This is a genomic window from Luteibacter sp. 3190 (genome assembly GCF_031456385.1).
GTDB lineage: Bacteria > Pseudomonadota > Gammaproteobacteria > Xanthomonadales > Rhodanobacteraceae > Luteibacter.
On sequence record NZ_JAVDUO010000002.1, the window covers coordinates 25,892 to 52,266 of the forward strand.

Annotated in this window: 28 protein-coding genes; 16 read left to right on the forward strand and 12 right to left on the reverse strand. The window is 69.9% G+C overall.

Annotated features, from left to right (window positions below):
• Positions 1–40 precede the first annotated feature (40 nt).
• From J2X58_RS10030 to moaA, 5 genes are read right to left on the reverse strand one after another with little or no spacing between them, the layout of a single operon-like run.
• Positions 41–1,231 (reverse strand): molybdopterin molybdotransferase MoeA, encoded by a 1,191-nt coding sequence (locus tag J2X58_RS10030; RefSeq protein WP_090051989.1) that lies wholly within the window; start codon positions 1,229–1,231, stop codon positions 41–43.
• A 1-nt stretch (position 1,232) separates the two neighbouring features.
• Positions 1,233–2,171 (reverse strand): bifunctional molybdenum cofactor biosynthesis protein MoaC/MoaB, encoded by a 939-nt coding sequence (gene moaCB, locus J2X58_RS10035; RefSeq protein ID WP_090051988.1) that lies wholly within the window; start codon positions 2,169–2,171, stop codon positions 1,233–1,235.
• Complete coding sequence (locus tag J2X58_RS10040; protein WP_090051986.1) at positions 2,168–2,650, reverse strand: molybdenum cofactor biosynthesis protein MoaE; 483 nt, start codon at positions 2,648–2,650, stop codon at positions 2,168–2,170. Before J2X58_RS10040 ends, moaCB begins: the two co-directional genes overlap by 4 nt.
• Positions 2,651–2,652: 2 nt before the next feature.
• The gene (locus tag J2X58_RS10045; RefSeq protein WP_175472727.1) at positions 2,653–2,904 is read right to left on the reverse strand and encodes a MoaD/ThiS family protein; all 252 of its coding nucleotides are present in this window, start codon (positions 2,902–2,904) and stop codon (positions 2,653–2,655) included.
• Between the two features lie 22 nt (positions 2,905–2,926).
• The gene (moaA, locus tag J2X58_RS10050) at positions 2,927–3,901 is read right to left on the reverse strand and encodes a GTP 3',8-cyclase MoaA (protein WP_090176833.1); all 975 of its coding nucleotides are present in this window, start codon (positions 3,899–3,901) and stop codon (positions 2,927–2,929) included.
• An 86-nt stretch (positions 3,902–3,987) separates the two neighbouring features.
• Here moaA and J2X58_RS10055 point away from each other — a divergent pair, with 86 nt between their 5' ends.
• The 9 genes from J2X58_RS10055 (at position 3,988) to J2X58_RS10095 (ending at position 13,763) form a co-directional block, all read left to right on the forward strand.
• Positions 3,988–4,965, forward strand: a complete 978-nt coding sequence (locus tag J2X58_RS10055) for an XdhC family protein (protein WP_090051981.1) — start codon at positions 3,988–3,990, stop codon at positions 4,963–4,965.
• Positions 4,962–5,555, forward strand: a complete 594-nt coding sequence (locus J2X58_RS10060) for a nucleotidyltransferase family protein (RefSeq protein WP_310047956.1) — start codon at positions 4,962–4,964, stop codon at positions 5,553–5,555. The genes J2X58_RS10055 and J2X58_RS10060 overlap by 4 nt, the downstream gene beginning before the upstream one ends.
• 36 nt (positions 5,556–5,591) lie before the next feature.
• The gene (locus J2X58_RS10065; RefSeq protein ID WP_310047957.1) at positions 5,592–6,416 is read left to right on the forward strand and encodes a cytochrome b/b6 domain-containing protein; all 825 of its coding nucleotides are present in this window, start codon (positions 5,592–5,594) and stop codon (positions 6,414–6,416) included.
• Entirely contained in the window at positions 6,409–7,164 is a 756-nt protein-coding gene (locus tag J2X58_RS10070) for a molybdopterin-binding protein (RefSeq protein WP_310047959.1), read from the forward strand. Before J2X58_RS10065 ends, J2X58_RS10070 begins: the two co-directional genes overlap by 8 nt.
• A gap of 169 nt (positions 7,165–7,333) precedes the next feature.
• Positions 7,334–7,729: an HU family DNA-binding protein gene (locus J2X58_RS10075; protein WP_072321789.1), complete on the forward strand. Its 396-nt coding sequence runs from the start codon at positions 7,334–7,336 to the stop codon at positions 7,727–7,729.
• A 636-nt stretch (positions 7,730–8,365) separates the two neighbouring features.
• Entirely contained in the window at positions 8,366–10,759 is a 2,394-nt protein-coding gene (locus J2X58_RS10080; protein ID WP_310047963.1) for a TonB-dependent receptor, read from the forward strand.
• Between the two features lie 187 nt (positions 10,760–10,946).
• On the forward strand, positions 10,947–11,333 hold the full coding sequence (locus J2X58_RS10085; RefSeq protein WP_310047965.1) for a BlaI/MecI/CopY family transcriptional regulator: 387 nt from the start codon (positions 10,947–10,949) through the stop codon (positions 11,331–11,333).
• 1 nt (position 11,334) lies between these two features.
• Positions 11,335–13,044 carry a M56 family metallopeptidase gene (locus tag J2X58_RS10090; RefSeq protein WP_310047967.1) on the forward strand — a complete coding sequence of 570 codons (1,710 nt, stop codon included), beginning with the start codon at positions 11,335–11,337 and terminating at the stop codon, positions 13,042–13,044.
• 53 nt (positions 13,045–13,097) lie between these two features.
• Complete coding sequence (locus J2X58_RS10095; RefSeq protein ID WP_310047969.1) at positions 13,098–13,763, forward strand: HAD-IA family hydrolase; 666 nt, start codon at positions 13,098–13,100, stop codon at positions 13,761–13,763.
• Positions 13,764–13,850: 87 nt separating this feature from the next.
• On the opposite strand, the gene J2X58_RS10100 is transcribed toward J2X58_RS10095, so the two are convergent.
• The 5 genes from J2X58_RS10100 to J2X58_RS10120 form a co-directional block, all read right to left on the reverse strand.
• Entirely contained in the window at positions 13,851–15,284 is a 1,434-nt protein-coding gene (locus tag J2X58_RS10100; protein WP_310047971.1) for a sulfite reductase subunit alpha, read from the reverse strand.
• A gap of 7 nt (positions 15,285–15,291) precedes the next feature.
• Positions 15,292–16,323: an FAD:protein FMN transferase gene (locus J2X58_RS10105; RefSeq protein ID WP_310047973.1), complete on the reverse strand. Its 1,032-nt coding sequence runs from the start codon at positions 16,321–16,323 to the stop codon at positions 15,292–15,294.
• 82 nt (positions 16,324–16,405) lie between these two features.
• Positions 16,406–17,215, reverse strand: coding sequence for a DUF4198 domain-containing protein (locus tag J2X58_RS10110; RefSeq protein WP_310047974.1), 810 nt, complete (start codon positions 17,213–17,215; stop codon positions 16,406–16,408).
• A gap of 16 nt (positions 17,216–17,231) precedes the next feature.
• Complete coding sequence (locus tag J2X58_RS10115) at positions 17,232–17,741, reverse strand: DUF2271 domain-containing protein (protein ID WP_090051969.1); 510 nt, start codon at positions 17,739–17,741, stop codon at positions 17,232–17,234.
• Positions 17,742–17,752: 11 nt separating this feature from the next.
• Positions 17,753–18,376: a PepSY-associated TM helix domain-containing protein gene (locus tag J2X58_RS10120; protein ID WP_310047975.1), complete on the reverse strand. Its 624-nt coding sequence runs from the start codon at positions 18,374–18,376 to the stop codon at positions 17,753–17,755.
• A 181-nt stretch (positions 18,377–18,557) separates the two neighbouring features.
• Here J2X58_RS10120 and J2X58_RS10125 point away from each other — a divergent pair, with 181 nt between their 5' ends.
• The 6 genes from J2X58_RS10125 (at position 18,558) to J2X58_RS10150 (ending at position 23,574) form a co-directional block, all read left to right on the forward strand.
• A complete protein-coding gene (locus J2X58_RS10125; protein WP_090055516.1) occupies positions 18,558–19,232 on the forward strand; it encodes a response regulator transcription factor in 675 nt (224 codons plus the stop codon).
• Positions 19,225–20,637 (forward strand): sensor histidine kinase N-terminal domain-containing protein, encoded by a 1,413-nt coding sequence (locus J2X58_RS10130; protein ID WP_310047978.1) that lies wholly within the window; start codon positions 19,225–19,227, stop codon positions 20,635–20,637. The genes J2X58_RS10125 and J2X58_RS10130 overlap by 8 nt, the downstream gene beginning before the upstream one ends.
• 148 nt (positions 20,638–20,785) lie before the next feature.
• Entirely contained in the window at positions 20,786–21,622 is an 837-nt protein-coding gene (locus J2X58_RS10135; protein ID WP_310047980.1) for an alpha/beta fold hydrolase, read from the forward strand.
• Between the two features lie 2 nt (positions 21,623–21,624).
• Entirely contained in the window at positions 21,625–21,984 is a 360-nt protein-coding gene (locus J2X58_RS10140; RefSeq protein WP_310047984.1) for an EamA family transporter, read from the forward strand.
• Positions 21,981–22,379, forward strand: coding sequence for an EamA family transporter (locus J2X58_RS10145; RefSeq protein WP_310047985.1), 399 nt, complete (start codon positions 21,981–21,983; stop codon positions 22,377–22,379). The genes J2X58_RS10140 and J2X58_RS10145 overlap by 4 nt, the downstream gene beginning before the upstream one ends.
• Positions 22,363–23,574, forward strand: coding sequence for a DegT/DnrJ/EryC1/StrS family aminotransferase (locus tag J2X58_RS10150; RefSeq protein ID WP_310047988.1), 1,212 nt, complete (start codon positions 22,363–22,365; stop codon positions 23,572–23,574). The genes J2X58_RS10145 and J2X58_RS10150 overlap by 17 nt, the downstream gene beginning before the upstream one ends.
• A gap of 175 nt (positions 23,575–23,749) precedes the next feature.
• Here J2X58_RS10150 and tsaB read toward each other — a convergent pair whose 3' ends face one another.
• Positions 23,750–24,439, reverse strand: coding sequence for a tRNA (adenosine(37)-N6)-threonylcarbamoyltransferase complex dimerization subunit type 1 TsaB (gene tsaB / locus J2X58_RS10155; RefSeq protein WP_310047991.1), 690 nt, complete (start codon positions 24,437–24,439; stop codon positions 23,750–23,752).
• Positions 24,436–25,773, reverse strand: a complete 1,338-nt coding sequence (gene creD, locus J2X58_RS10160) for a cell envelope integrity protein CreD (protein ID WP_310047993.1) — start codon at positions 25,771–25,773, stop codon at positions 24,436–24,438. Before creD ends, tsaB begins: the two co-directional genes overlap by 4 nt.
• A 189-nt stretch (positions 25,774–25,962) precedes the next feature.
• On the opposite strand from creD, the gene J2X58_RS10165 reads away from it, so the two are divergent.
• The gene (locus J2X58_RS10165; protein WP_310047995.1) at positions 25,963–26,355 is read left to right on the forward strand and encodes a hypothetical protein; all 393 of its coding nucleotides are present in this window, start codon (positions 25,963–25,965) and stop codon (positions 26,353–26,355) included.
• Positions 26,356–26,375 lie beyond the last annotated feature (20 nt).

Genomic DNA, 26,375 nt, shown 5'->3' on the forward strand with positions numbered 1-26,375 from the left:
ACCCACGCCCGGACCCGCGGTCCGGGCGAATCGTGCGCTGTCAGATCGCCAGCCAGCGCACCTTCTCGCCCGCCGCGAACGGCGCGCGTCGCGCCGGCAGCCAGACCAGGGCATGCGCCGAGGCCAGGTTGCTGAGCATGTGCGAGTCCTGCCGCGGCAGCAGGCCCAACGAGGCGGTGCCGTCCGAGAGATCGAGCCGCATGCGGACCAGGCGATCGCGCTCCTCGTCGGCATCCACCTCGCCCGAGAGCACGCCGCGACGCCACGCGGGCTGAGGCTCCGCCTCGCCCTCCAGGCGCGCGAGCACCGCGCGCGCATGCACCGCGAGGCACACGAGCACCGCGGCGGGATTCCCGGGCATGCCGAGCATCGCGCGGCCGTCGCGCATGCCGAACCAGAGCGGCTTGCCCGGCTTCTGCGAAACCTTCCAGAACACCTTGCGCACGCCCAGCCGGTCGGCCACCACCGGAATGAAATCCCGGTCGCCCACCGATACGCCGCCGCTGGTCACGATGAGGTCGGCGCTATCCAGCGCCGCGCTCATGGCTTCTTCCAGCGCCGTCTCGTCATCGCGCACGTACGCGACGACGGGCTCGCCATAGCCGTTTTCCACGAACCACGCGCGCAGCAGCGGACCGTTGGCGTCGTAGACCTGCCCGGGTTCGAGCGGCTCCCCGGCGCGCACCACTTCGTCGCCGGTGACCAGCACCGCGATGCGAGGCCTCCGATACACCTCGACGGTGTCGATGCCCGCCATGGCCATCGCGGCGAGCAGGCCGGCGCCGATGCGGCGCCCCGGCTCCGCCAGCGCGGCACCCGCCGCGAGCTCCTCGCCTTCGTAACGGATCGCCTCGCCCTTGCGCACGGCCTCGCGAAGGACGATGCCCTCGCCCGTGCGCTCGACGATCTCCTGACGTGCCACGGCATCCGCGCCCTCGGGCAGGACGCCGCCGGTGAGGATGCGCACGGCGTCACCGGGACCGATGGCGACGGCGGCGGGCTGTCCGGCGGCTGCGGTGCCGACCAGACGGCGCTGCGCCGTGCCGTCGTCGGCCCGGACCGCGTAGCCATCGACCGAACTCTGCGTGAAGCGCGGCAGCGCGATGCGCGCGCGCGGCGTTTCGGCCAGCACCGCGCCGAGCGCCAGCTCGAGCGGCACGCGATGCGTCGGCAGCGAGCGGACGGCGGTGGCGTACGCTTCCAGCGCCTCGGCGATCGGCAGCAGCGCCATGTCAGTGCGCCTCGCCGTAGCCGCCGGGATGGCGGCCACCCGTGCGACCGGTCTCCAGCAGATGCACGAGGCCCGGCAACACGGCGGCCAGCGATTCGCCCGCACCGCCCCGGCTCCCCGGGAACGTGACCACGAGCGTGTCGCGCACGTACCCCGCGACGCCGCGCGACAGCATCGCGAAGGGCATGCGTTTCTGTCCGAAGGCGCGGGCGGTCTCCATGATGCCTGGAATCTCGACGTCGAGCAGCGGCCGCACCGTGTCCACCGTGATGTCGCGCGGCCCGAGGCCGGTGCCGCCGACGGTGATCACGAGGTTCACGCCGCCGTCGACCAGCGAGCGCAACAGGTCGCCGAGGACCTCGGCGTCATCCGCGATCACGGCGTATTCCACCGGATCGAATCCGGCCTCGATCAGGGCATCGCGCACGTACGCCCCGGCGGTGTCCGGCTTGGCGCCGCTGGCGACGGTGTCCGACAGCACCACCACGGCCGCGCTGCGCGGCGCGGCGAGCGTGCGCCTGTAATGCGACTTGCCGCCCGTCTTGCGTTCGAGGCGGCAATCCTCGATGTGCAGCTCATCGGGCTCGGCATAGGGCTTGAGCATGTCGTAGATCGTGAGCGCCGCGAGGCTCGCCGCGGTCAGCGCTTCCATCTCGACGCCCGTCGGGCCGATCGTCTGCACTTCCGCGATCACGCGCACCGAGGTCTCGGCGAGCTCGTACGCGACATCCGCGCGATGGATCGGCAGCGGATGGCAAAGCGGGATCAGCTCGTCGGTGCGCTTCGCGGCGAGGATGCCGGCGACGCGCGCGGTCTTCAGGGGATCGCCCTTCTCGGTATCGCCGCTGCGCAGCAGCGCGATGCAGTGGGCGGGAGCATGCAACGTGGCGGTGGCGCGTGCGACGCGAAGGGAATCCGGCTTCTGGCTGACGTCTTTCATCCGTGGCTCGTGTGCGTGTGGTGGCGGTGCGCCGCCGGGGCCGGCTCGTCGAGGTCGTCGCGGATGCAGCAGCCTTCCACGAACGCGCTGCTGCCGTCGGTGTAGAACTCTTCCTTCCAGATCGGCGCGCCATGCTTCACCGCGTCGACGGCGTAGCGGCAGGCGTCGAACGCTTCCGCACGGTGCGGCGCGCGCACGACGCAGACGATGGCGATGTCGCCGATCGCGAGGTCGCCCAGGCGATGCACGATGCGCACGTACGGTACCCCGTAGCGTTCGCGCGTGGCGTGCTCGACGTCGCGAATCACCTTCGCCGCGAGCGGCTCGTGCGCCGTGTACTTGAGGTGGCGCACCGAGCGCCCCTCGTGATGGTCGCGCACCGTGCCGACGAACAGCGCGAGGCCGCCGCACTCCGGATGGGCGTCGAGCTCGAGGAGCGGTTCGACGGCGACGGGGTCGTGCGAGAGAACGTGGGTCATGGTCAGCCTCCCGCCACGGGCGGCAGCAGTGCGATGCGCCGGTCGGCGGGCAGCGCGTCCGCACGGCGGATGATGGTGTCGCCCGAAACGCAGGCGCAGCGTTCCAGCGAGCCGGCCAGTTCGGGCCGTTCGCGCGCCAGCAGCGTCAGCGCGTCGCCGACCGTGGCGACGTCGGCGTCGGTTTCGACGCGGCATTCGCTGCCGCCGGCCAGCCGTTCGAGGTTGGCATAGAGTTCGAAGACGATCGGTGTCATGGACATTCCGTTACGAGGTGAGTCATCCGCCCATCGCGTGCATGGTCAGCGGCCGGTCGACCGGGCCGGGCCGCGAGGCGTAGCCGGCGTCCTTCAGCCAGACGGCGCGGGCGACGTGCGCGGCCAGGGCCTCGTCGTCGATGCCTTCGCGCATGCGCGCGCCCAGCGGTGTTCCCACGGGGGAGAACAGGCAGGTGAACAGCTCGCCGGTGGCGGTGATGCGCAGGCGATCGCACGTGGCGCAGAACGGATGGGAGACGGTGGAGATGATGCCGAGGGGATAGTGCCCGTCGACCAGGTAAGGCGTGGCCGGATCGTGGCTCCGCGGCACGACGTCGACCCGGTGCGTCACGCGGATCGCGTCGAGGATCTCGGCCTCGGACACGACCGCGTCGCGCTTCCAGTGTCCCGGCGCGTCCAGCGGCATGTATTCGATGAAGCGCAGCGGCAGGCCGCGCGCCATGGCCCAGTCCAGCAGCGGGACGACATCCTTTTCGTTGTCGCCGCGGATCACCACGGCGTTGAGCTTCACGTTCGCCCCGGCGTCCGCGAGCGCGTCGATGCCGTCCAGCACCGGCGCGATCTCGCGACGGGTCAGGCGGCGGAAGGTTTCCGGATCGAGGGCATCCAGGCTCACGTTGAAGTCGTCGATGCCGGCCGCGATGAGCTCGCGAGCCTTCGGCGCGATGCGCGACGCGTTCGTCGTCATCGACAGCCGCGCCAGGCCACGCGCGCGCAGGCCGTCGATCGCGCGCACGCATTCCAGCAGGTCGCGGCGCAGGAGCGGCTCGCCGCCCGTGAGGCGGATCTGGTCGATGCCGTGGTCCACGAACAGGCCGGCGAGGCGCACGATTTCGTCGCGCTCCAGCAGGCTCGCGCGGGGCAGCCAGTCCGGATGCTCGGGCATGCAGTACGTGCAGCGGAAATTGCAGCGATCGGTCAGCGATATCCGCAGTTTGCGCTTGGTACGTCCGTGGCGGTCGATGAGGGGTGACATGGTCGCCTTAGCAGAACACGGGTGGCGTGAGACGGGTGTTTCGGCCCGGTCACGTCCTATGGGTGCAATCGTGCCAGACTTCCACCATGAGTGCCTTGGACCAGACCATCATGCCCGCGTGGCCCGCGTGGCCCGAATACGCCCTCGTGGAGGATCTCCTGCCCTCGCTGCGCGAGTTCGCGCATGCCGGCCGGGTGGCCCTGGCCACCCTGGTGACCGCCGAGGGCCCCTCCCCACGCCCGCTCGGCAGCGAAATGGCGATCGCGGCGGACGGCCGCGTCGCCGGCTACGTCTCGGGCGGATGCGTCGAGGCGGCCGTCGCGAGCGAGGCCGCCATGGTGCTGGCGGAGGGGCGACCCCGCCTGCTCGACTACGGGGTGGGCAGCGAGGTGGTCGACATCCAGCTGACCTGCGGCGGCCGCATCGGCATCTTCGTTCGTGAACTGCGCGAGCCGTCGCGGTACATGAACGAGCTCGCCGTCGCCCGGCGCGAGCGGCGCACCGTCACGGTGCGCGTCGCCGGGACGGACGGCGAATGGCGTGTCGAGGAAGGCGAGCACGCCGCCGAGCCGGGGTCGTATGCCGTCGTCCACCGGCCACCGCTGCGACTCGTCGTCGTCGGCGGCGACCCGGTCAGCCTCGCCGTCGCCACGATCGCCCCGATGGTGGGCGTGGAGGTCGCCCTGCTGCGGCCGCATGGCCCGATGCAGCCACCCCCCGGTATCGCGCCGGTGCTCTACGACCCGCGCGCTCTGCCCGTCTCGCTCGCGGCCCTGGCGATCGACGATCGCACCGCCGTGTACTCGCTCAGCCACGACGCCGAAATCGATCACGCCGTGGCGGCGCATGCCCTGAATTCACCGGCGTTCGCGGTCGGCGTGCTCGGTAGCCGGAACAAGATCGGCTCGCGCATCCAGCGCCTGCGCGACGACGGCCTCGGCGACGACGAGCTCGATCGCCTGCACCTGCCCGCCGGGCTCCCCATCGGCGCGCAGACGCCTCACGGCATCGCGCTGTCCATCCTCGCCCAGGTCTGCCAGCGCGATCGCGCACGGCAACCGTGACGCCCGCGCACGACGCCGTGATCCTCGCGGCGGGCGGCAGCCGGCGCCTCGGACGTCCGAAGCAGTTGCTCCGCCGGGACGGTGAAACGCTGGTCGCCCGCGTCGCGCGACTGGTGCTGGCCACCGCGCCGGCGCGCACGATCGTCGTGACCGGCGCCCATCGCGAAGAGGTCGCCGCGGCGACGTCGGGCCTCGACATCGAGATCGTCACGAACGACGCGTGGACCGAAGGCATGGCCTCGTCGCTGCGCGCGGCCGCGCGCTCGCTCGCGGGGCGCGACAGGCCGGTCCTGGTGACCGTGGTCGACCAGCCCGCGCTCGACGATTCGCACCTTCGCGCGCTGCTCGACGCCCACCGCGACGACCGCGACACGGCGAGTGCGTACGGCGACGCGCAGGGCGTGCCGGCCGTCCTGCGCGCTTCGACGTTCGCGCGCGCCGCGACCCTGCGGGGCGATACCGGATTCCGGCGGCTCTGGACGGATGCGGATCCCCGCACCGTTCGCGCCGACACGCTCGCGCACGACCTGGACGACCTCGACGATCTCCGTGTCGCCATCGCGGCGGGCTGGGTGGACACGTCCGGCTGAGAGCGCATACTCGACGCGTCCCCACGGAGTGCCGTCGTGACCGACACGCGTCTCGTCTACCGCCATCGCTGGCCCGTCCGCGTGATGCACTGGATCAACGTGGTCTGCCTTTGCGTCCTCCTCGGCAGCGGCCTGCAGATATTCAACGCCCACCCGGCGCTGTACTGGGGCGAGCGTTCCCATTTCGACACGCCGCTGCTCGCGCTCGAAGGCGGACAGGACCCGGCCGGCCGGCCCGTCGGCACGACACGCATCGGCCGCCACTCGTTCGATACGACGGGCGTGCTCGGGGCGTCCCGTGTCGATGGCGAGTGGACGGCGCGGGGCTTTCCCGCGTGGGCGACGATTCCCGGCCCCGGCTGGCTCGCCATGGGACGACGCTGGCACTTCTTCTTCGGCTGGCTTTTCGTCGCCAACGGCATCGCCTACGTGGGCTGGTCGCTGGCGAGCCGCCACTTCGCACGCGACCTCGTGCCGACCCGCCGCGACTGGCGCGGCATCGGCCGCTCGATCGTCGACCACCTGCGATTCCGTCATCCCGAAGGCGACGACGCCCTGCGTTACAACGTGCTGCAGCGCCTGGCCTACCTCTTCGCGATCGTCGTGCTCGGTGGCGGCATCGTCCTGATGGGGCTCGCCATGTCGCCGCGCATGGACGCCGTCCTGCACTGGCTGGTCGATCTCGTCGGCGGCCGCCAGTCCGCGCGGACGATTCACTTCGTCATCGCGATGGCGTTCGTCGCGTTCGTTCTCGTCCACGTGTTCGAGGTCCTGGTCAGCGGGCCGCTCAACCAGCTCCGCGGCATGATCACCGGCTGGTACCGCGTGCGCGCGGATCGCAAGGAGGTGCCCCATGACTGACCGCCGCCGTTTCCTGCGCAACGCGGTGCTCGCGATGGGAGGCGCGGCCCTCGCCGGATGCGACGCGATCTCGCAGAGCGATACCGGTGCGAAGGTGCTCGATTCGGCCGAAGGCGTGACGCGTCGCGTCCAGCGCCTGCTCTCGCCCTCCACCGCGCTCGCGAAGGAGTTCACGGAGGCCGACATCTCCCCGGTGTTCAAGGCGAACGGAAGCACCCTCCCCGACACGCCCGAGTACCAGGCGCTCATGCGCGACCATTTCGCCGGATACCGTCTCGACGTGGGTGGCCTCGTCGCCAGGCCCACGCAGTTCTCGCTCGATGCGCTCAGGGCGCTGGGAACGCGTACGCAGATCACGCGTCACGATTGCGTCGAGGGCTGGAGCGTGATCGGCAAGTGGACCGGCACCCCGCTGGGCGCCGTGCTCGACCACGTGCGACCCCGGCCGGATGCACGCTATGTGGTGTTCCATTGCTTCGACCACATCGAAGAGGACACGCCGTACTACGAGAGCATCGACCTGACGGAAGCGCGGCATCCGCAGACGCTGCTCGCCTACGCCCTCAACGACGCGACGCTGCCCGTCGCCAACGGCGCGCCCCTGCGGCTTCGCGTCGAGCGCCAGCTCGGCTACAAGCACGCCAAGTACCTTCGCCGGATCGAGCTCGTCGACAGCTTCGCGCGCATCGGCGAAGGCAGGGGCGGTTACTGGGAAGACAACGGTTACGAGTGGTACGCGGGTATCTGACCGGCGTTTTTCCGCAGCGCGTCACGAGGAGTCTGAAAAAAAGACTCCAAAAGGCCAATATTTTTTCGCGGACCCTATTTTCAGCGGACGAAAGCAACGCTAGAGTGAGTCGCCCGCTGGGCACCGGCCGGAAAGGCCGCCTCTTTCGAACAAAGTGACAAGGATAACCATGGCCAAGACCACCAAAACGGCGGCGAAGAAGGCCGCTGCCAAGGCTCCCGCCAAGGCTGCGAAGGCGCCGGCCGCCCTCAAGCCCATCAAGGATCCGCTTTCGAAGTCCTCGCTCGTCTCGCACATCGTCGAGCAGAGCGGCGTCGACAGCAAGAGCGTGAAGGCCGTGCTGGCCTCGCTCGAAGGCGCGATCTCCGCGTCCGTGCACAAGAAGGGCGCTGGCACGTTCACGCTGCCGGGCCTGCTGAAGATCACCTCGGTCGCCGTCGCCGCGAAGCCGAAGCGCAAGGGCAAGGACCCGTTCACGGGTGAAGAGCGCTGGTTCGCCGCCAAGCCGGCGTCCGTCAAGGTCAAGGTGCGTCCGCTCAAGAAGCTGAAGGACGCGGCCGCCTGATCCTTCGCGGTGGTTCGCCACCGCGACCGACGAGGCAACCGAAAGCCCCCGCTCCGGCGGGGGCTTTTTTTATGGGATTTCGCCGCGACAACCGAGCGCCTCGCCGTGGGCACCGGCGTGAGGGGCCACCACGCCCCGACATCCACAACCGTCACCCCGGCGCACGCCGGTGCGCGTGAGGGGCCGCCACGCCCCGACATCCACGACCGTCACCCCGGCGCACGCCGGGGTCCACGGCCCCGGTCCACGAGGATGCGTCAAGCGCTCCGCTGTCGCCCGGTTGACATCGTTTTCCCCATGCCACAGCATGGCCCGACGATCTGGCCATCCAGACGTCTCACCGGGCCACCCACACGAGGCATCCGTGAACCCGAACCCGCAGCACATCGTCAACACGCCTTCCCTGCCGACCACCCTGCTGGTCGCGGCGTGTTGTCGCTGTTGTCGGGCGTAAACGCCTCGCGCTGACGCCTCCGGCGTAGCGCTCCCCCTTCGCGAACGAACGGCCGCCCGATCGCGGTCCGTCGCTGCCATCCCCGTTTTTCCAAGCCTTCGCCCTCGCGGCGAGCTAGCGTCGTTCGCGTGCGTGTCGCGAATGGCGTCGTTCATCCATCGCTACCCCATAGGATCGCCCCCATGCTTCACCTCCCCTTCCGTCGCCTCGCTCTTCCCGTCCTGATCGCCGCCGCCCTCGCGCCGGCCGCGCATGCGCAGGACACACCCTCCGATGCGCAGGCCAAGCCTCCCACGAACCTGGAATCGGTGGTCGTGACGGGCACGCGCTCGGTCAACCGCAGCCAGGAAAGCTCGCTCTCGCCGATCGACATCGTGACGGCGAAGGACCTCCAGTCGGTGGGCGACACGCAGCTGGGTGCCGTGTTGTCGCGACTCGTGCCGTCGCTGAACTTCCCGCGCGCTCCCGGTAACGACGGCTCGGGCATCGTGCGTCCGGCCGCGCTGCGCGGGCTGTCGCCGGACGAGACGCTCGTGCTCGTCAATGGCAAGCGCTGGCACACCACGGCCCTGCTCAACCTGCAGGGCGCGTTGGGACGCGGCTCGGCGCCCGCCGACCTGAACTCGATCCCGATTTCCGCCGTGGATCACATCGAGGTGCTGCGCGACGGCGCCTCGGCGCAATACGGTTCCGATGCCATCGCGGGCGTGATCAACATCGTCCTCAAGGGCGCCGCGAAGGAAGGCAGCAATTCGGCGAGCATCACCGCGGGCCGATATAGCGCGGGCGACGGCAAGCAATGGCAGGGCGAGGCGAGCATCGGCGTGCCGCTTGGCGGCGACAAGGGCTGGGCCCGCCTGAGCGTCGTGCAGGGGCATGCCGACGCGACGAACCGCGGCGGTCGCGACTTCCGCGATCCGTCCTCGCCGGTCTACGGCCAGCGCACGCAGCGCATCGGCGAGCCCGACATCAGCAACCACCAGGCGCTGCTCAACGTGCAGTACGCCGTGACGTCGAACGCCGACTTCTACGCGTTCGCGAGCACGAGCAGCCGCGAGGGCACGTCGCCCGCGCTTTTCCGCACCTATAACAGCGCGCGCAACATACGCTCGATCTATCCGAACGGTTTCCTGCCCCTCAACGACGTGCGCTCGATCGACAGCGCCCTCGTCGCGGGCGTGCGCGGCACGACCGCGAGCGGATGGCGATGGGACGTCAGCGGCAACTACGGACGCGACCACGTAAGCATCGACCCGATCCACACGCTCAACGTGGATCTCGGCGCGACGAGCCCGACGCGTTTCAACGCGGGCCGGCTCATCGCCACGCAGAAGGCGTTCGACGTCAACATCGCGAAGGACCTCGCGGTGGGCTGGCTGCAGAACCCGGTCACCCTCGCGTTCGGCGTCGAATACCTCTACCAGCGCTATGGCATCGAAGCGGGCGATCCGTCGTCGTACTTCGGGACGGGGTCGCAGGGATTCCCGGGCTTCACACCCGGCGACTCCGGCTACCACGCCCGACACGACGTCGCGGAGTACATCAGCCTCGAGAACCAGATCACGGACAAACTGAGCGGCTCGCTCGCCGTGCGCCACGAGGATTACACCGACTTCGGCAACACGACCTCCGGCACGCTTTCGGCACGGTACGACTTCACCGACACGTTCGCCCTGCGCGGCACGGCCGGCACCGGATTCCGGGCGCCGTCGCTCGCACAGCAGTTCTACACCACGACGTCGACCAACGTGATCGGCGGCGTGCCGACACAGATCCGAAACTTCGCGGTGAGCGATCCCGTCGCTCGCGCACTGGGCGCCGAACCGCTCAAAGCCGAGAAGTCGCACAACTACACGCTGGGCGCGACGTACCTGCCGGGCAACTGGACGTTCTCGCTCGACGTCTACCAGATCACGATCGGCAATCGCATCGTGCCCTCCGAGAACCTCGTCGGCGACGACGTCCGCGCCTACCTGACGAGCCAGGGCTACACCAACATCCAGGGCGGCAGTTACTTCACCAACGCCCTGAAGACGCGCACCCGCGGCGTCGATTTCAGCAGCGGTTACCGGCTCGACCTCGGCAACGCCGGGCTGCTTCAGCTGACCGCGGCGTACAACCGCAACCACACGTCGATCCTGTCGGTGGCGCCGAATCCGCCGCAGCTCGCACAGAACGGGCTCGAACTGGTGCGCGTGGGCCATATCGCGCAGGGCTACATCACCGAGGGCGCGCCACGCGACAAGATCGCGCTCGGCGGCGACTACACGCTCGGTGCGTGGAACTTCCACAGCGCGCTCACGCGTTACGGGCAGTTCCGCCAGAACCAGGATCCGATCAGCAATTCGGGCTACGACCAGGTCTTCCCCGCCCGCTGGCTGCTCGACCTGTCGGCCAGCTTCGCCACGGCCGGATGGACGTTCACGGCGGGCGTGGACAACCTGACCAACGTGTATCCGCAGAAGTACAAGGCGGGCAGCGACGGTGCCGTCGGCGGCACCTGGCCGTACCCGGATTACTCGCCGTTCGGCTACAGCGGCCGCTATCTCTACACGCGGGTCGCGTACCGCTGGTAAGAAACCGCCTGTAGGAGCGGCCCTGGCCGCGACAGCCGTTCGCGAAGAGCCGCAGGACCTGTGTCTCTTCGCGAGAAGCTGTCGCGGCCAGGGCCGCTCCCACACCGGTGCCCCTCCCGGAAGTCATGCTTGACTACAGCTGTCGTCAGGCGCACTCTGCCTACAGCTGTAGTCAGGAGCGGGCGGCATGAGCAAGAAGACGATCGGCGACCAGGAACTGGCGCTGCTGCAGTACATCGAGGATGCCCCGAAGAGTTCGGTGGCGGAGGTTGTCGCGGGGTATGGCGAGTCGCGCGGCCTCGCGCGGTCGACGGTGCTGACGATGATGGAGCGCCTCCGCGCGAAGGGTTACCTCACCCGCCGCCGGATCGACGGCAGTTTCCGCTACAGCGCGATCAACGGCACCGGCGTGGTGATGACGGGCGCGGTCGCGCGCTTCGTCCAGAACACGTTGCAGGGATCGGTCTCGCCGTTCGTCGCGTGGATGTCCGAACGCGGCCAGGTCAGCGACAGCGAGCTGGCCGAACTCGAGGCACTGGTCGATACCCTGCAGTCGCGTCGCGAGAAGCGCTGACATGGACGCCTTCCTCGACACGCTGTCCACCCGGCTCGCCTTCGCCTCCGCGCAGGCCCTGCTGCTCGGTGCGCTCGTCTACGCCGTCTGCCGGTCGTTCCCGTCACTATCCGCGTCGACGCGCAGCCTCTTGTGGTGGCTCCTCGGCGCACAGCTGATCGTGGGCATCGTCGCCCCCACGCCGTTCGAACTGCCGTGGCTACCTGCACCCGCGAGTCCGCGAGCGGTCGTCATGGACGCTTCGCCGGTTCCCGACGCTGGCGCGCTGCAGACCACCGCCGGTGGCGCCGGTCCAGTCTCCTGGACAGCCATCGTGCTCGGCCTCTGGGCCATTGGAATTCTCGGGCAGCTCATCGTCGCCGCCGTGCGCGGCGCGCGGCTCGCCGGCGTGCTGCGCCGCTCGCTGGCGCACGACGACGTCCGCGTGGACACGCTCTGCGCGAAGCGCGCCCGCGAACTCGGCCTGCGTCGCTCGCCGCGGCTGGCGGTCTCGCGCGAAGTGGATTCGCCGCAGGTGGTCGGCTTCCTGCGCCCGACGATCCTGCTGCCGCTGGACGAGCGTCTCGACGACGACGAACTAGACATGGCGCTCATGCACGAGCTCGCGCACGTGCGCCGCGGCGACCTCGTCCTCGGCTGGGTTCCCGTGCTCGCACGCACGCTGTTCTTCTTCCACCCCCTCGTCCACCTGGCGACGCGCGAGTACGCGATCTGCCGCGAGGCGGCCTGCGACGCCCTGGTCGTCTCGCGCGGCCGTCAGGCGGCGCGGACCTATGGACGCATGCTCCTGCGCCTCGGCGTCACGCCGCACCCGCATCACGCGCTGGCAGGCGCCTCACCCACGTTCCGCACTCTGAAAAGGAGACTCGACATGCTCGGTCAGGCCACCCAGGCATCGCGCCCCGTATTCGCCTTCTGCCTCGTCGCCGCCATCGCGGTCGTCGGTGTCACGCCCTGGCGCGTGGTCGCCGCGGACAGCGCCACGACCCGGCCGGTCGCCTTCATGGACGCCGCGCCGGCGCCGCCGCCGGCACCCGCCGCGCCTGCCGCTCCGATGGCGGATCCGGTAGCGATGCCCGTGCCGCCGCCCGCGCCCGTCGCCCCCATGGCGCCGCCCACACCCGCGACTGCCTACCATCCCGGCCAAGGCCACCTGCCCGACCATGCGTTCATCTACTTCGGCGACGACATCCACGTGATGAACGGCAGCAACGTCGACTTCCAGCGCGCGGAAGCGGCGCGGGCCGGCGCGGGCGAGTTCGTCTGGTACCGCGACGGTGCGCAGGCGTGGGTGCTGAAGGATCCTGCCTACCTCAAGCGGATCGAAAAAGCCTTCGCACGCAGCGCCGTTCCCGCCGAGTCGGGCCGGATGAGCGCGGAGAAGATGGCGGACATCGATCGCCAGCAGGCCATCCTCAACGAGCAGATGTCGAAGCTCGCGCATCGCCAGGCGGAGCTCGCCGTGAAGGAGACGATGCCGATGCGTCCCGACGACCGCGCCGCTTACGCGGCGGGCCACGCGGCGATCGGCAAGGAGCAGGCGGAGCTCGCGAAGAAGATGGCCGAACTGGGTCAACTCCGTGCGATGAACGGAAAGACGCAGGCCGAATGGGGCCGCCAGCAGGCCGCCGCCTCGCGCAAGGCCGCCGACGAGGTGAACGCGATCGTCGCGGAGGCGATCCGCAACCGCGCGGCCACCGCGGTGCGCTGACGCGACGACGATGCTCCGGTATGGTGGAAGGCTTTCCACCTTCCGGAGGCATCATGCGACTTCAATCGGGCACGGTCATCGAGGCACAGGCCCTGCTGTTCGACATGGACGGCACGCTGATCGATTCGCGCGTCGTCGTCGAGAAGATCTGGAAGCGCTGGTGCGACGAGAACGGCATCGACTGGCACACGGTCTTGCCGCGACTGCATGGCGTGCGCATGCGCGATTCGGTCGAGATGTTCGCGAAGCCCGGCATGGACGTGGAGGCGGTGTACCAGCGCCTCTATCGCGAGGAGGTCGAAGATGTCGACGGCATCGTGCCGATTCCGGGCGCCGTGGAACTCCTCGCCTCGCTGCCGCCCGAGGCGTGGACCATCGTCACCTCGGCCGACACCGTACTGGCGAAGGCACGTCTCGGCGCCGCGGGCATCGTGCCGCCGCCTCGCATGGTGACGGGCGAGATCGTGACGCTCGGCAAGCCCGATCCCGAGGGCTACCTGCTCGGTGCGCGGCGCATGGGTGCCGATCCGAAGGACTGCCTGGTGTTCGAAGACGCGAAGGCGGGCATCGACGCCGGCCTCGCCGCGGGTGCGCGGGTCATCGCCATCGCGGGCGATCATCCGGAAGAGGTGCCCCCGAACGTCGAGTGGGTGACGGACCTGACGTCGCTGCGGTTCGATGGCATGCGGGAAGGGAAGGTGCTGCTTCGGGTGGTCTGAGGACCTCCTGCCGATCCTGCTACACCGGCATTCGGCCCGCTGCCGCGGGATCGCCGATACGATCGGCGATGGGTGCTCGCGAGAGCGTCAGTAGACGTCGCGCCGATAGCGCCCCGTCGACGCGAGTTCATCGACCGTGACGTCACCCAGGGTGGCACGCAACACGGCATCCACCCCCGGCGCCATGCCGGCGAGGCTGCCGCAGACGTGGATGCTCGCGCCGTCCGCGACGAACCCGCGCAGCGCTTCCGCGCTGGCACGCAGGCGATCCTGCACGTAGCGCTCCGTCGCCGATTCGCGCGACCAGACGAGGTCCAGGCGCTCGATCCCGCCCTCCGCATGCCACTGGACCAGCTCGTCGACATGCAGACGGTCGACCGCGCTATGCCGCTCGCCGAAGACCATCCAGTTGCGATATCGCCCTTGCGCGATGCGCGCCTTGAGCAAGGCACGGAGTCCCGCGATACCGGTGCCGTTGCCGACGAGCAGCAGCGGCCGGTCGTCGGCGGGCGCATGGAACCCCGCGTTGCGACGCACGCGGAGATCGATCGTGTCGCCGATGGCCGCATGCTCGGTCAGCCAGCCCGACCCGATGCCGAGATCGCCATCCTCGCCACGCATCTGGCGCACGACCAGGTGGATCGCACCATCCGTCGGCAGCGACGCGATGGAGTACTCGCGATGGGGGTGCGTCGCTTCATCCGCACGGTGCCGCCGAGGCCCGACCTCGGCGATGTCGCCGGCGTCCCATGCGAGATGTGTCTCGTCGCTCGGCGCGAGCGCGACATGGAAGCACGGTCCGCCGGCACTGCCGGGATTGAGCAGGCGCCGCTCGACGAGACGCCACGGCTGATATGCGGGCCTGCGCCAGTCGGCGAGTCCGGTCGTACCGGCCACGTGCGCGACCTGGTGCTGCCAGTGACGGAGGCTGCCCTCGTCGCCGTTGTCGACATCGACGCGATCGAACAGCGGCGTTGCGCCACTGGCGCGCAACCAGGCATCGAGCTCGCGGCCGAAGGCGCAGAAGTCGTCGTAATCGCGGTCGCCGAGGGCGAGCACGCCGTAGGCGAGTCCACCGAGTGCCGCGGGCGCGCGCATCGCACGCTGGCGGAACGCGGTCGCCGCATCCGGCGCGTCGCCCTCCCCCGTGGTGCTCGCGACGAACAGCGCGCGCGTCGCCTGCGCGAGCATGGCGGGCGTGACGTCGTCGATGCCGCGGATGTCGACGGGCTTTCCGCCCGCGCGCAGTTCGTCGGCGGTCTTCATCGCCAGTTCGGTCGCGAAACCCGTCTGCGACGCGTGGACGACGAGGATGCCGCCCGCGTCATGGGGTTCGTCGGGTGTTCGTCGCGCCGCCATCCGGACGGTGAAGCCGATCCACGCGAGCGCGATGGCGCCGGCCGCGGCGACGTTCCGCGGCGAGCCAACGCCGATGCTCGCCGGTGCCTGCAGGCGCCAGCAGCACGCCGCGACGACGAGCAGCGCCAGTCCGATGGCCAGCTGACCGAGGAGCGCCCTCACGACGTGCTCACGACTTCGCCGCCGCCACGAACGCCGGTGACGCGCGTTCCTCGAAACGACCGTCCTCGCCGTACAGGATGAACAGCACGGCGATGCCGTGCTTCGTCGCGTACGCCATGCCGGCCTCCGGACCGAGGACGGTCATCGTCGTACCGAGCGAATCGGCGTGCATGCAGTCGTCCGCGACGATGCTCACCGAGGCGACCCGGTGCGCGACCGGCAGACCCGTGCGCGGATCGATGTGATGCGAGAAGAACCGGCCGCCGCTTTCGAAGAAGTGCCGGTAGTCGCCCGACGTGGCGATCGCCTTGTCCGTCAGCGACACGATGCGCCCGACCTGGTCGGGATCGTCCACCGCACCGGTGGCCGCACCGGGCCGTTCGATGCCGACATGCCACGGCGTGCCGTCCGGCTTGCGTCCGTGCGCGCGCAATTCGCCGCCCACCTCCACGAGGTAAGCCCGCACGCCCGACCGGTCGAGGAAGCGCGCCACCTGATCGACACCGAATCCCTTGGCGACGGACGACAGGTCCACGTACACGCCGCCGGGCTGGAACGCGCGGTGCCCCGGCTCGTCGAGGCGGATCTTCGACCAGCCGACGCGTGCGCGCGCGGCGGCGATGGCCGCGGCGTCCGGTGGTTCGTGCGGGCGGTGGTCGGGTCCGAAGCCCCAGAGGTTCACCAGCGGGCCGACGGTGGGATCGTAGGCGCCGCCGGAATCCTTCGCGAGACCGAGGGCGTAGCGAAGCACCGCGAAGAACTCCGGCGGCAGCGTCTGCCACGTGCCGGCGGGAGCACGGTTGAAGCGACTCAGGTCGGAGTCGGGTTCGTAGGTGCTCATCTGCGCGACGACGCGATCCACCTCGGCCTGGATGCCCCGCTCGATCGCGCGGTCGTCCGCGCCATCGGGCAGCACCGCGTTCACCGACCATGTCGTTCCCATGGTCTCGCCTTCGAAACGACGGACATCCGTGGCGGAGGCGATGGACGCGAACGACAGGAACGCCATGAACACGGCGAGCGCGCCGCGTCTTGCCACGCCACGAGCCACGGAGCCCAAGCTTCCTCGCGAAGTGCTGTCGCGGCCGGGGCCGCTCCTGTCGTCGTGCGTCATCGTGCTTTTACTGCGGGAGCACTTCGAGCGTCGCCGTATAGGCGAGGCGACGCTGCTTCGCATCCTTGACCGAAGTCCTGTCGTCTTCCGTGGAGGCGTTCACCCAGTACATGCCCGCTTCCGGCCACGTGAAGCTGAACCTGCCGTCCTTGTCGGTCGTGGTGTCGAGCTCGTCCTGCTTGTTCCGGTAACGCGTGCCGCCGTCGATCGCGACGACCTTGAGGTTGGCCGCCGGCTTTCCGTCGATGAGCAGCTGGAACGTCGCCTTCTCGCCGGCCATCAGGTCGTTCGGCGACGTGACCGGCACGAGTTCCAGGCCCTTGTTCGTCGGCTTCAGCGCACCGACGCTGGGCGAGCCCTGCGTCACGAACGTCTCGACGCGCGAGGCCATCTCGGCGACCTGCACGTTCTTCGCGTTCGCGGGAATCGCGCCCTTCAGTTCGTCGGCGGTGCCGCGCCAGCGCTGCTTCTTGCCGTCGACCTCGTAGTTCGCGAACACACCCTGGTTGACCAGCGCGAGGCGGTAGGTGCCCTTCTGCGGCACGGCCAGGTCGAACGTGCTGCGGTACTTGCCGGTCGACGCGTTCTCGGGCTTCACCGTCGAGCCGTCCGGCGCGGTGATGACCAGCTGATCGAGCTTCGCCGGGAAATGATCCGGGTAGTAGAGATCGTTGGACACCGCCGCGTCGACGGTCACCCAGGCGTCGTCGCTGGAGATCACGGTGGCCGACGGCACCATCCACATCTTGTGGGCGTGCGCGGCGAGCGGCAGGACGAGGGCGGCGCAGAGCGCGGTGCGAACAATGGCGTGCTTCATCGATAAGCTCCGGTTCTCAGGGATTGATGTCGAGGGTGATCTGGCCGAGCTCTTCCGCGCCCTTCGCCGACAGGTGCTGCGTGGACTTCGCCGGCCAGTCGAATGCGATGCGCTGGGTTTCGTGCCCACCGACTTCGCGCGCGGCCTCGACGACGAGTTCGTAATGGCCCGGCGCCAGCGTGCCGAGCGGCGCCTTGCCTTCCGTGAAGCGCAACTGGTGCTGGCCCGCCGGACGCGTGGCGCCGGAGACGCCGTCGATCGGCATCGTCTGGTCGCGGCCTCCGCGGCGCCACCACTGGCGCATGTCCTTCAGCCACTTGGTGCCTTCGCCGTCGCCCTTCTTCATCTCGTACCAGACGGCGAGGTTGGCGACCGTCGCGTTGTCGCGCTCGATCCACACCGCGACATACGGCCGGTGGTATTCGCTGACCTTCAGCGTGGGGATCTCCACGGTGATGTTCAGGTCCGCCGCGCCGACCGGCGCGGCGAAGGCAAGGCAGAGGGCGAGCGGCAGGCGTCGACGCATGGGGGTTCCCGTCAGTGGATGAAGATCAGGGCGATGACCGCCGGCAGCACGAAGCCGAGCGCGACCATCGGCCACGTCATGCCGCGCTGGCCGGCGTGCATCTTGAGCAGCAGCAGTCCCGTGATCGCGAACACCAGGCAGGCCAGCGCGAACACGTCGATGAACCAGCTCCAGACGGGGCCGGTGTTGCGACCCTTGTGGAGGTCGTTGAGGTACGCGAGCCAGCCGCGGTCCGTCACCTCCGACTCCACCTCGCCGGTCTCCCGGTCGACGCTGACCCAGCCATCGCCGCCGGGACGCGGCAGCGAGACGTAGACCTCGTCCTCGCTCCACTCGCCGGAATGGCCGGCGGGATCCACGCCGGTGCGGTCGGCCACGAAGGCGGCGACATCATCGGGTAGAGGGCCAGACTTGCCATGCGATCCGGCCAGCGTGCGGACCATCGGCGCCGGAAGGGTCGCGGCATGCCGCTCGACACGTGGCGACGCTTCGATCCGCGCGGCGTGATTCAGCGTGAAGCCGGTCACCGAGAAAAGCAGCAGGACGACCAGCGAGACCGCGGAGCTGATCCAGTGCCAGCGGTGCAGGTGCTTCAGCCAGAACGCGCGGCGTTGCCGGTCGACGGTATCGCGCATGTGCTGGAACGCCCCTGTGAAACGCTGATTCGACAGGCGGTCATGGTAAACCACAATGCGAATCGTTCGCAATTGAGCGGCAACGGTTGCCCGGTGCAAGCCGCCGCAGTGGCAGGAAAGACGCCGGAAAGCCTCCCGCGGCAGCATGCGCCGCACCCACTCCGGAGCGTATCCTCCCGCCATGCGCATCCTTCTCGCCGAAGACGACGCCGCGATCGCCGCGGCCGTGAAGAGCTCCCTCCAGCAGGGCGGCCATGCCGTAGATCACGTCGCCGACGGCGCCAGCGCCGACCACGCCCTGCGCGATCACGACTACGACCTCCTGGTGCTCGACCTGGGCCTGCCCATGGTGGACGGCAGCGACGTGCTCGCCCGCGCGCGCAAGCGCGGCTCGGGCGTGCCGGTGCTGGTGGTCACGGCGCGCGAAGGCCTCAAGGAACGTGTGCGCGTGCTCGACCTCGGCGCCGACGACTACCTCGTGAAGCCCTTCGCCCTGGCGGAATTCGAAGCGCGCGTGCGCGCCCTCCTCCGTCGCCGCACCACCAACGGCACGCCGGAGTTCCGCATCGGCAGGCTGCGCCTGGACATTCCCGGCCACCGCGCCTGGATCGGCGACGCCGCCCTCGACCTCACCGCGCGCGAATTCGGCCTGATGGAAGCGCTGGCCGCGCGCGCGGACAAGGTGACCAGCCGCGCGCAGCTGGTCGAAGCCCTGTGCAACTGGGACGAGGACCTCACCGACAACGGTCTGGACATCGCGCTGCACCGGCTGCGCAAGAAGCTGCAAGGGTCCGGCACGAGCGTGCGGACCATACGCGGCCTCGGCTACATGCTCGAAGAATCGGCGGATGCCTGAACGCCGCCACGCGGCCCCGCGCCGGCCGGCACGTCCCAGCCTGCGCCGGCGCCTGCTCACGTTCCTCCTCGTTCCCGTGCTCGGCGTGCTGCTGCTCGACGCCGTCATCGCGTACTACGCGGCGCTGGCGTACTCCAACCGGGTGCACGACGCCGATCTCTCGGACTCCGCGCTGACCCTTTCCGAGATGATCGGCAACGACGCATTGCGCGGCGAACTGACCGCACAGGCGCGCTTCCTGCTCGAGTACGACCCGGATGGCCGCAACTATTACGAGGTGATCAGCGATCGCCACGGACGGATGATCGGCAATGCCGAGCTGAAGGGACCGGAGCGCAAGGTCGCCGTCGACGCCGTGCCGCTGCTGTACGACACGATGCTCGGCCATCGGCCGCTGCGCGCCGCCGTGATGCGCGTGCCCAGCCACCAGGATCCCGGCGACACGCTCACGATCACCGTGGCCGAGAACCTGCGCGACCGCCACATCCGAGCGCGCGAGATCCTCTTCCTCAGCCTGCCCATGCAGGCGTTGCTCATCGTCGCGGTGCTCTCGCTCGTGTGGTTCGGCGTGAGCCACGGTCTCGGCGTGCTGGAGCCGCTGATGTCCCGCCTGCGGCGGCGCGAGCACGATCTCGGCCCGATCGGCGAGGAAGATGTGCCGGTGGAAATACTCCCGCTCACCCGCACGATCGACGATCTCTTCGCCCGCATGCGCAACATGCTCGGGCTGCAGGAACGCTTCATCGCCGACGCGGCCCACCAGTTGCGCACGCCCCTGGCCGGGATCCAGCTGCATGTCGAGCGGCTCGAAGCCTCCGACGACCCGGCATCGCGGGCCGACGCGTTGGCGCACGTGCACCGCCTCGCCGCGCGTGCCGCGCGCACGTCGGCGCAGCTGCTGGCCCTCACGCGCACGCAGTCGCCCGACCTGCCCGACCACGACGGCATGGCGATCATCGACCTGGCGGGCGTCGTGCCCGAGGCCGTGGGCATGCGCGTCCACCAGGCCCTGAACCTCGGCGTGGACCTCGGCTACGAGGGCGTCGACGGACCCGTGCCGATCCGCGGGGACGCGCTGCAGATCCAGGAGGTGATCGACAACCTCGTGGACAACGCCTTCCACTACGCCGGCCGCGGACACACGGTGACCGTCTCGCTCGGACGCTCGGACGACGAGGCCCTGCTGGCCGTCGAGGACGATGGCCCCGGCGTCGACGACGCGTTCCTCGACCAGCTGGGCGAACGCTTCTTCCGCGTGCCCGGCGTCGACGAGGACGGCACGGGCCTCGGCCTCGCCATCGTGGAGAGCATCGCCGAACGCCACGCCGCACGGGTGGCTTTCCGCCACGCCGCGTCCGGCGGCCTGCGCGTCGAACTCCACTTCCCGGCCGCGACGACCGCCTAGCCCGTGGGAGCGCATCTGGGCGCGATGGGAACGTGCCGCGAGCCCCCATCGCGCCCAGGTGCGCTCCCACGGTAACAGGGCCGGAAAGGCGCCTGAAACTCCTCGCTGGGACCATGGGCACATCGAAGCGAAGGCGCGAGGCGTCGGTGTGAGCAATTCGGCGGCATTCCAGTTCGAAGGCGGTCGTGACGGTGTCCTCCTCATCCACGGACTCACCGGCACGCCCACGGAGATGCGTCTGGTCGGCAAGGGCCTGAACCGCGCGGGTTACACCGTCGTGGGCGTGCAGCTGGCCGGCCACTGCGGCAGCGAGGACGACCTGCTCGCCACCACCTGGCAGGACTGGTACGCGAGCGTCGAAGCCGCCGCCGAGGAACTCCGCGGACGCGTCGACCGCCTGTTCGTCGCCGGCCTGTCCATGGGCGCCCTGCTCGCGCTGCGGCTGGCCGCCATGCGGCCGGACTGGATCGACGGCGTCGGCGTCTTCGGCGCCACCTTCCGTTACGACGGCTGGTCCATCGGCTGGACGGGCAGGCTCTCGTTCCTGCTCCCGCTGTTCAAGCGCCTCGGCATCGGCCAGCGCCGGAGCTTCATCGAACAGCCGCCCTACGGCATTCGCGACGAGCGACTGCGCGCGCAGGTCAGCGCGGCGATGTTCTCGGGCGACAGCGAGGCCGCCGGCCTGCCCGGCAATCCGTGGCCCGCGCTCGCCGAGATGGTGAAGCTGTCGCGCGACGTGCGCCGCCGGCTGCCGCAGGTGGTCGCGCCGTGCTTCATCGCGCACGCGGCGGACGACGACGTCGCCAGCATCGCGAACGCGGACCTCGTGGCGCGACGCGTGCGCGGCCCGATCGAAATGCTGCTGCTCGCCGACAGTTACCACATGATCACGATCGACCGAGAACGCCGCATGCTGATCGAGCGCACCGCCGACTTCTTCAACCGCGTCGCACGCGACACGCGTTCGCCGCGCATGGCGGCGTGACGATGCACGGACTGGTGCTCGCCCTATGGATCGCGAACGTGCTGCTCGATACGGCCGGCCAGCTGGCGTTCAAGGCGGCGGCCGGCGACGAACGCGCCGGCGACGGCCTCGCGCGCTGGCGCTACATGTTCGCGCGCCCCTGGATCTGGACGGGCATCGCCTGCTACGTCGCCGAATTCGTCGTGTGGATCGCGTTCCTCTCGCTGGTGCCGCTGTCCGAGGGCGTGCTGCTGGGCTCCATCAACATCGTGGCCATCATGATCGCGGGCCGTATCCTGTTCCGCGAGAAACTCAGCCCGCTGCGCGTGACCGGCATCCTGCTCGTCGCCGCGGGCGTGGCCATCGTCGGAGCGGGATCGTGAAACGGTTCTACCTCGTCGGCTTCGCGCTGCTGCTCGCGTTCGATTCGCTCAACCTCGTCTGCTTCAAGATGGCGGGCGCGCACGCGCTGCCCGTCGAGGTGAGCACGGCATGGCTCGCGCGCGTCTTCGCGCACCCCTGGATCTACGGCGCGGTGCTCGGTTACATCGGCGCGTTCGTCACCTGGATGAGCCTGCTCAAGCACGCGCCGATCGGGCCCGCGTTCGCCGCGTCGCATCTCGAAGTGGTGAGCGTGATGGCGCTGTCGTGGTGGCTCTTCGCCGAACCCGTCACGCCGACGCAGATCGCCGGAGCGATCGCGATCGTCGCGGGCATCGTCTGCCTCGCGATCGCGGAAGGCGACGAAGAGGCCGACGCCCATGCCGTTCCGGCCTGAGCGCGAGGCGCCGCCAACCGCCGGCCTGCCGTTGCGGCTGGCCGACCTGCGCGGCGACGTGCCCGCTCCCCTGACGGCCCTCGCCGCGCACTGGCTCGGCACGGATGGCGCGCAGCTCGAATGCTCGGGGACGGCCGCGTTGACGGTCGCGCTGCGCACGCTGTCGGAGCACGCGCGATCCCGCACCGAGGTGGCGATTCCCGCGTTCACCTGCCCGCTCGTGCCGCTGGCGGTGCGCCGGGCCGGGCTCGTGCCGCGGCTCGTCGACCTGTCGCCCGGTCACTTCGACATGGACCCGGACCGGCTCGCCGCCGCATGCGGCGAGCGCACGCTGGCGGTCGTTCCGACGCACCTCGGCGGCCGCCTCGCCGACGTGACGACGGCGAACGCCATCGCTCACGCCGTGGGCGCCCTCACCGTCGAGGACGCCGCGCAGGCCCTCGGCGCGCGCAGCGGCGAACGCTTCGCCGGCACGCTCGGCGATGTCGGCTTCTTCAGCCTCGCCGCGGGCAAGGGCTTGTCGATCTTCGAAGGCGGACTCCTCGTCTCCCGCGACGCGGCATGGCGCGAGCGCTTCGCCCGGACCTCGCGGCGCATCGCGCGCTGGCACCCGGTATGGGAGGCCCGACGAATGATCGAGCTGACCGGATACGCGGCGCTGTATCGCCCGCGCGGGCTCGGCCTGGCGTACGGACGTCCGATGCGGCGCGCGTTGCGGCGCGACGATCTGCTCGGCGCCGCGGGCGAGCACTTCGATCCGGACTTCCCGTTGCACCGCGTGGGCCGCTGGCGTCAGTCGGTCGGCGCCAGGGCGTTCGCGCGGCTGCCTCCGTTCATCGCCGCGACGACCGCGCAGGCGCAGTCACGCCTTCCGGCGCTCGCCACGCTGCCGGGCGTCACCGTGTTCCGCGACGACGGCGGCACCTGGCCGTATTTCATGCTGCTACTCCCCGACCGCACGACGCGCGACGCCGTGCTGGCGAGACTGTGGTCGTCGCGGCACGGCGTGGCGCGGATGTTCATCCACGCGCTGCCCGGTTACGACTATCTCGGCGGGATGGCCGGCGGCGACGACGTGCCGAACGCGCACGACTTCGCGGCGCGCACGCTGACGATCACCAACAGTCCCTGGCTCGACGACCCCGCGTTCGAGCACGTGTGCTCCGTGATCGAAGCGGTGCTTGTGTCCCGCTGAGAGCTTTCGACGCCCGGCAGCAGGACCTGCCGCTCTTCGCGAAGAGCCGTCGCGGCCGGGTCCGCTCCCACAGTCAGAGGGACACGGCCTTTGGTGGGAGCGGACCTGGCCGCGACAGCTTTTCGACGCCCGGCAACAGGACCTGCAGCTCCTGGCGAAAGGCAGCGGGTCCCGCTCAGGCCTTGCCCTGCTCCACCAGCGTCAGCGCCACCTTGTCGCGCAGGTAGACCGGCAGCGCGAGTTCGGGCGCCACGGCCCGCCCGTCGCGGAAGCGGCGCGCGGCGACCTCCGCCACGTGCCGCGCCTGGGGGAAACGCGCGCCGTCCGCCGAGCGGATCGGCGCGGCGATGCGTTCGCGCAGCGCGGCTTCGTAGGTCGCCCAGCCGGTACCCACCACGTGCCAGCCGGACGCCTCGGGCAGCACGAGCGCGGCCGCGGTATCCACGCGTTCGCGATCCATCAGCGTGACGCTGCCGTCGCCTTCGCGACGCCAGGCCGCGACGTAGATTTCGCCCATGCGCGCATCGATCACCGAGAGGATCGCCGCATCGTCCTCCGGCGCTTCCAGCGCCAGCGCCTCCAGCGACGAGACCGTGACCACGGGCACGTCGAGCGCCATGGCCATGCCCTGCGCGAGGGAGACGCCGAGACGCACGCCCGTGAACGCACCTGGGCCGCTACCCACCGCGATGCCGTTCAGGGCCTCGCGCTTCAGGCCGGCCTCGGCGAGCAGTTCGTCCGCCATGGGCAGCACCAGCTCGGCGTGTCGGCGTGGCGCGATCTCGCTGCGCTCGATCACTTCGTCGCCGTGGACGAGCGCGACCGAGCAGGCTTCCGTGGAGGTTTCGATGGCGAGGAAGTTCATGGCGATTCCGTCGAAGGCAGGGGCGGCGTGCCGTAGGCGTACCAGTCGATGCGGCGGGTGAGGTACATCAGCAGCGCGATCACCGTCACCAGAACCACCGAACCGATCAGCAACGCGTACTGTTCCGCGCCGATCAGGCCGTAGAGTATGACGTAAACGAGCGCCAGGACGCCGCCGAGGCAGAGCCCCGCGCCACGCGCCCGTAGGGCCGCCGTCGCGTAACCGCCGACGATCAGCACCACGGTCGAGGCCGCCACGGCGTACGCGGCCCCGAACCCGATCTGCTCGGAGAGCGCGAGCAGCAGCACGTAGAAGCTCGTCATGGCCGCGCCCACGAGCAGGTATTGCACGGGATGCAGGCGCAGTCCCTTGAGTATCTCGAAGAGGAAGAACGCGACGAACGTCAGCGCGATGAACAGCAGGCCGTATTTCCCCGCGCGGTCGTTCTGCTGGTAGACGCCGCCCGGCTGGTGCAGCTTCACGCCGAAGGTCGACGACGCGAGGCGGCCGGCAACTTCCGTGTTCGCCGCGTCCCAGTGCTGACCGTAGTCGCGATTGAGGTCGAGCACCTGCCATGCGGCGTCGAAGCCCTCCTTCGTCACGCTGCGCTTGGCCGGGAGCAGCGCGCCGGTGAACCCGGGGTCGGGCCACGCCGAGCGGATGCGCACGCTGTTCGTGCGTGCCAGCGGCAACGCCGAGAACGATTCCGTGCCGGCGATGCGCAGGGTGGCCGCGAAATCGATGGGTGTCGTCCGCCCGGCGTCGATCGGAAGCGGCGCGGAGAGCACCGTGTAAGGTCCCATGCGCGCCGCGGACGACGCGAACCGCACGGGCCGCCCGTCGACCGTCACGGACGTGATGTCCTGCACGCCGCGCGTGTCGGCGACGAGCAGGCGCAGCTCGGCCTTGCCCATCGCCCAGGTCGAGCCCGTGTCGGCGGCGAAACGGCGCAGATCGTCGGGAAGGATGCGGCCGCGCAGCGTCACGTCGCCCGTGTACACAGGCACCTCGTATATGCCGACGTGCCGGCGCTCGACGGTGAGGTCCGCGACGGTCGACTGCTGATCGGCGAGCACGATTTCCGTGCCGTCGCGCACGCTTGCGATTCGCCCGTCGCTGCCGGCGATCTCGTGCCGCGTCGGAACGGCGACGACGAGCCCGCCGATCGTCTGCGGCCCTCCCCAGCCCTCGGCGACGCGCACCGACGCGGCTTCGCGCATCGCCTGGCGCTCGCGCACCAGTCCATCGGCCTGCGTGAGCGGAATGAGCATGATCAGTGCGAGGGCGCCGATGCCCAGCACCTTCGCGGTGATCGATTGCGTCCAGCGGAACATGGCGGAACTCCTTGGCATGGGAACCCGGATCGTCGCGGCCCGGCGTGTTGCGGAGCGGCTGGCTTTGTGGCGGGAAGCGGGCGTTCGCTGGCCGAACGCTGAATAAGTCATGCGAATGAGAGTGTTCTCATGACAGCGCACACGCGGGCAAGGACGATGCCCGCACCCCACGTCGCAAGGATCGCCGCCATGCCGCCCGTCCAGCTAGCGCTACCCGCCGCCCTCATGATCGGCGCGGCCATCGCCGCCACGACGACACCGCCACGAACAGACGTTCGCGAACTCGCCAGCACCCTTCGCCTTTCCGGCGAGGGGAACGCGGGCGTGTCCGGGCTCATCGACGGCCGGCCGGCGTTGCGCATGCTGCAGGTGTCGATCAGACCGGGCGCGTCGTTGCCATGGCGGCATGGCGACGCCGGGTATGTCGTATCGGGCGAGCTCCGCGTCCAGGCGCCGACGGGCGACCTGCAGGTGATCCGTCCCGGCGACAGCATCCAGCCTGCGGCCGGTTCGCCGCATCACGGCGTGGCGGGTCCGGCCGGCGCGACGGTGATGATCGTCCAGGACGAAGGCGCTTCATGAGATCGCCGCGTCGATCGCGG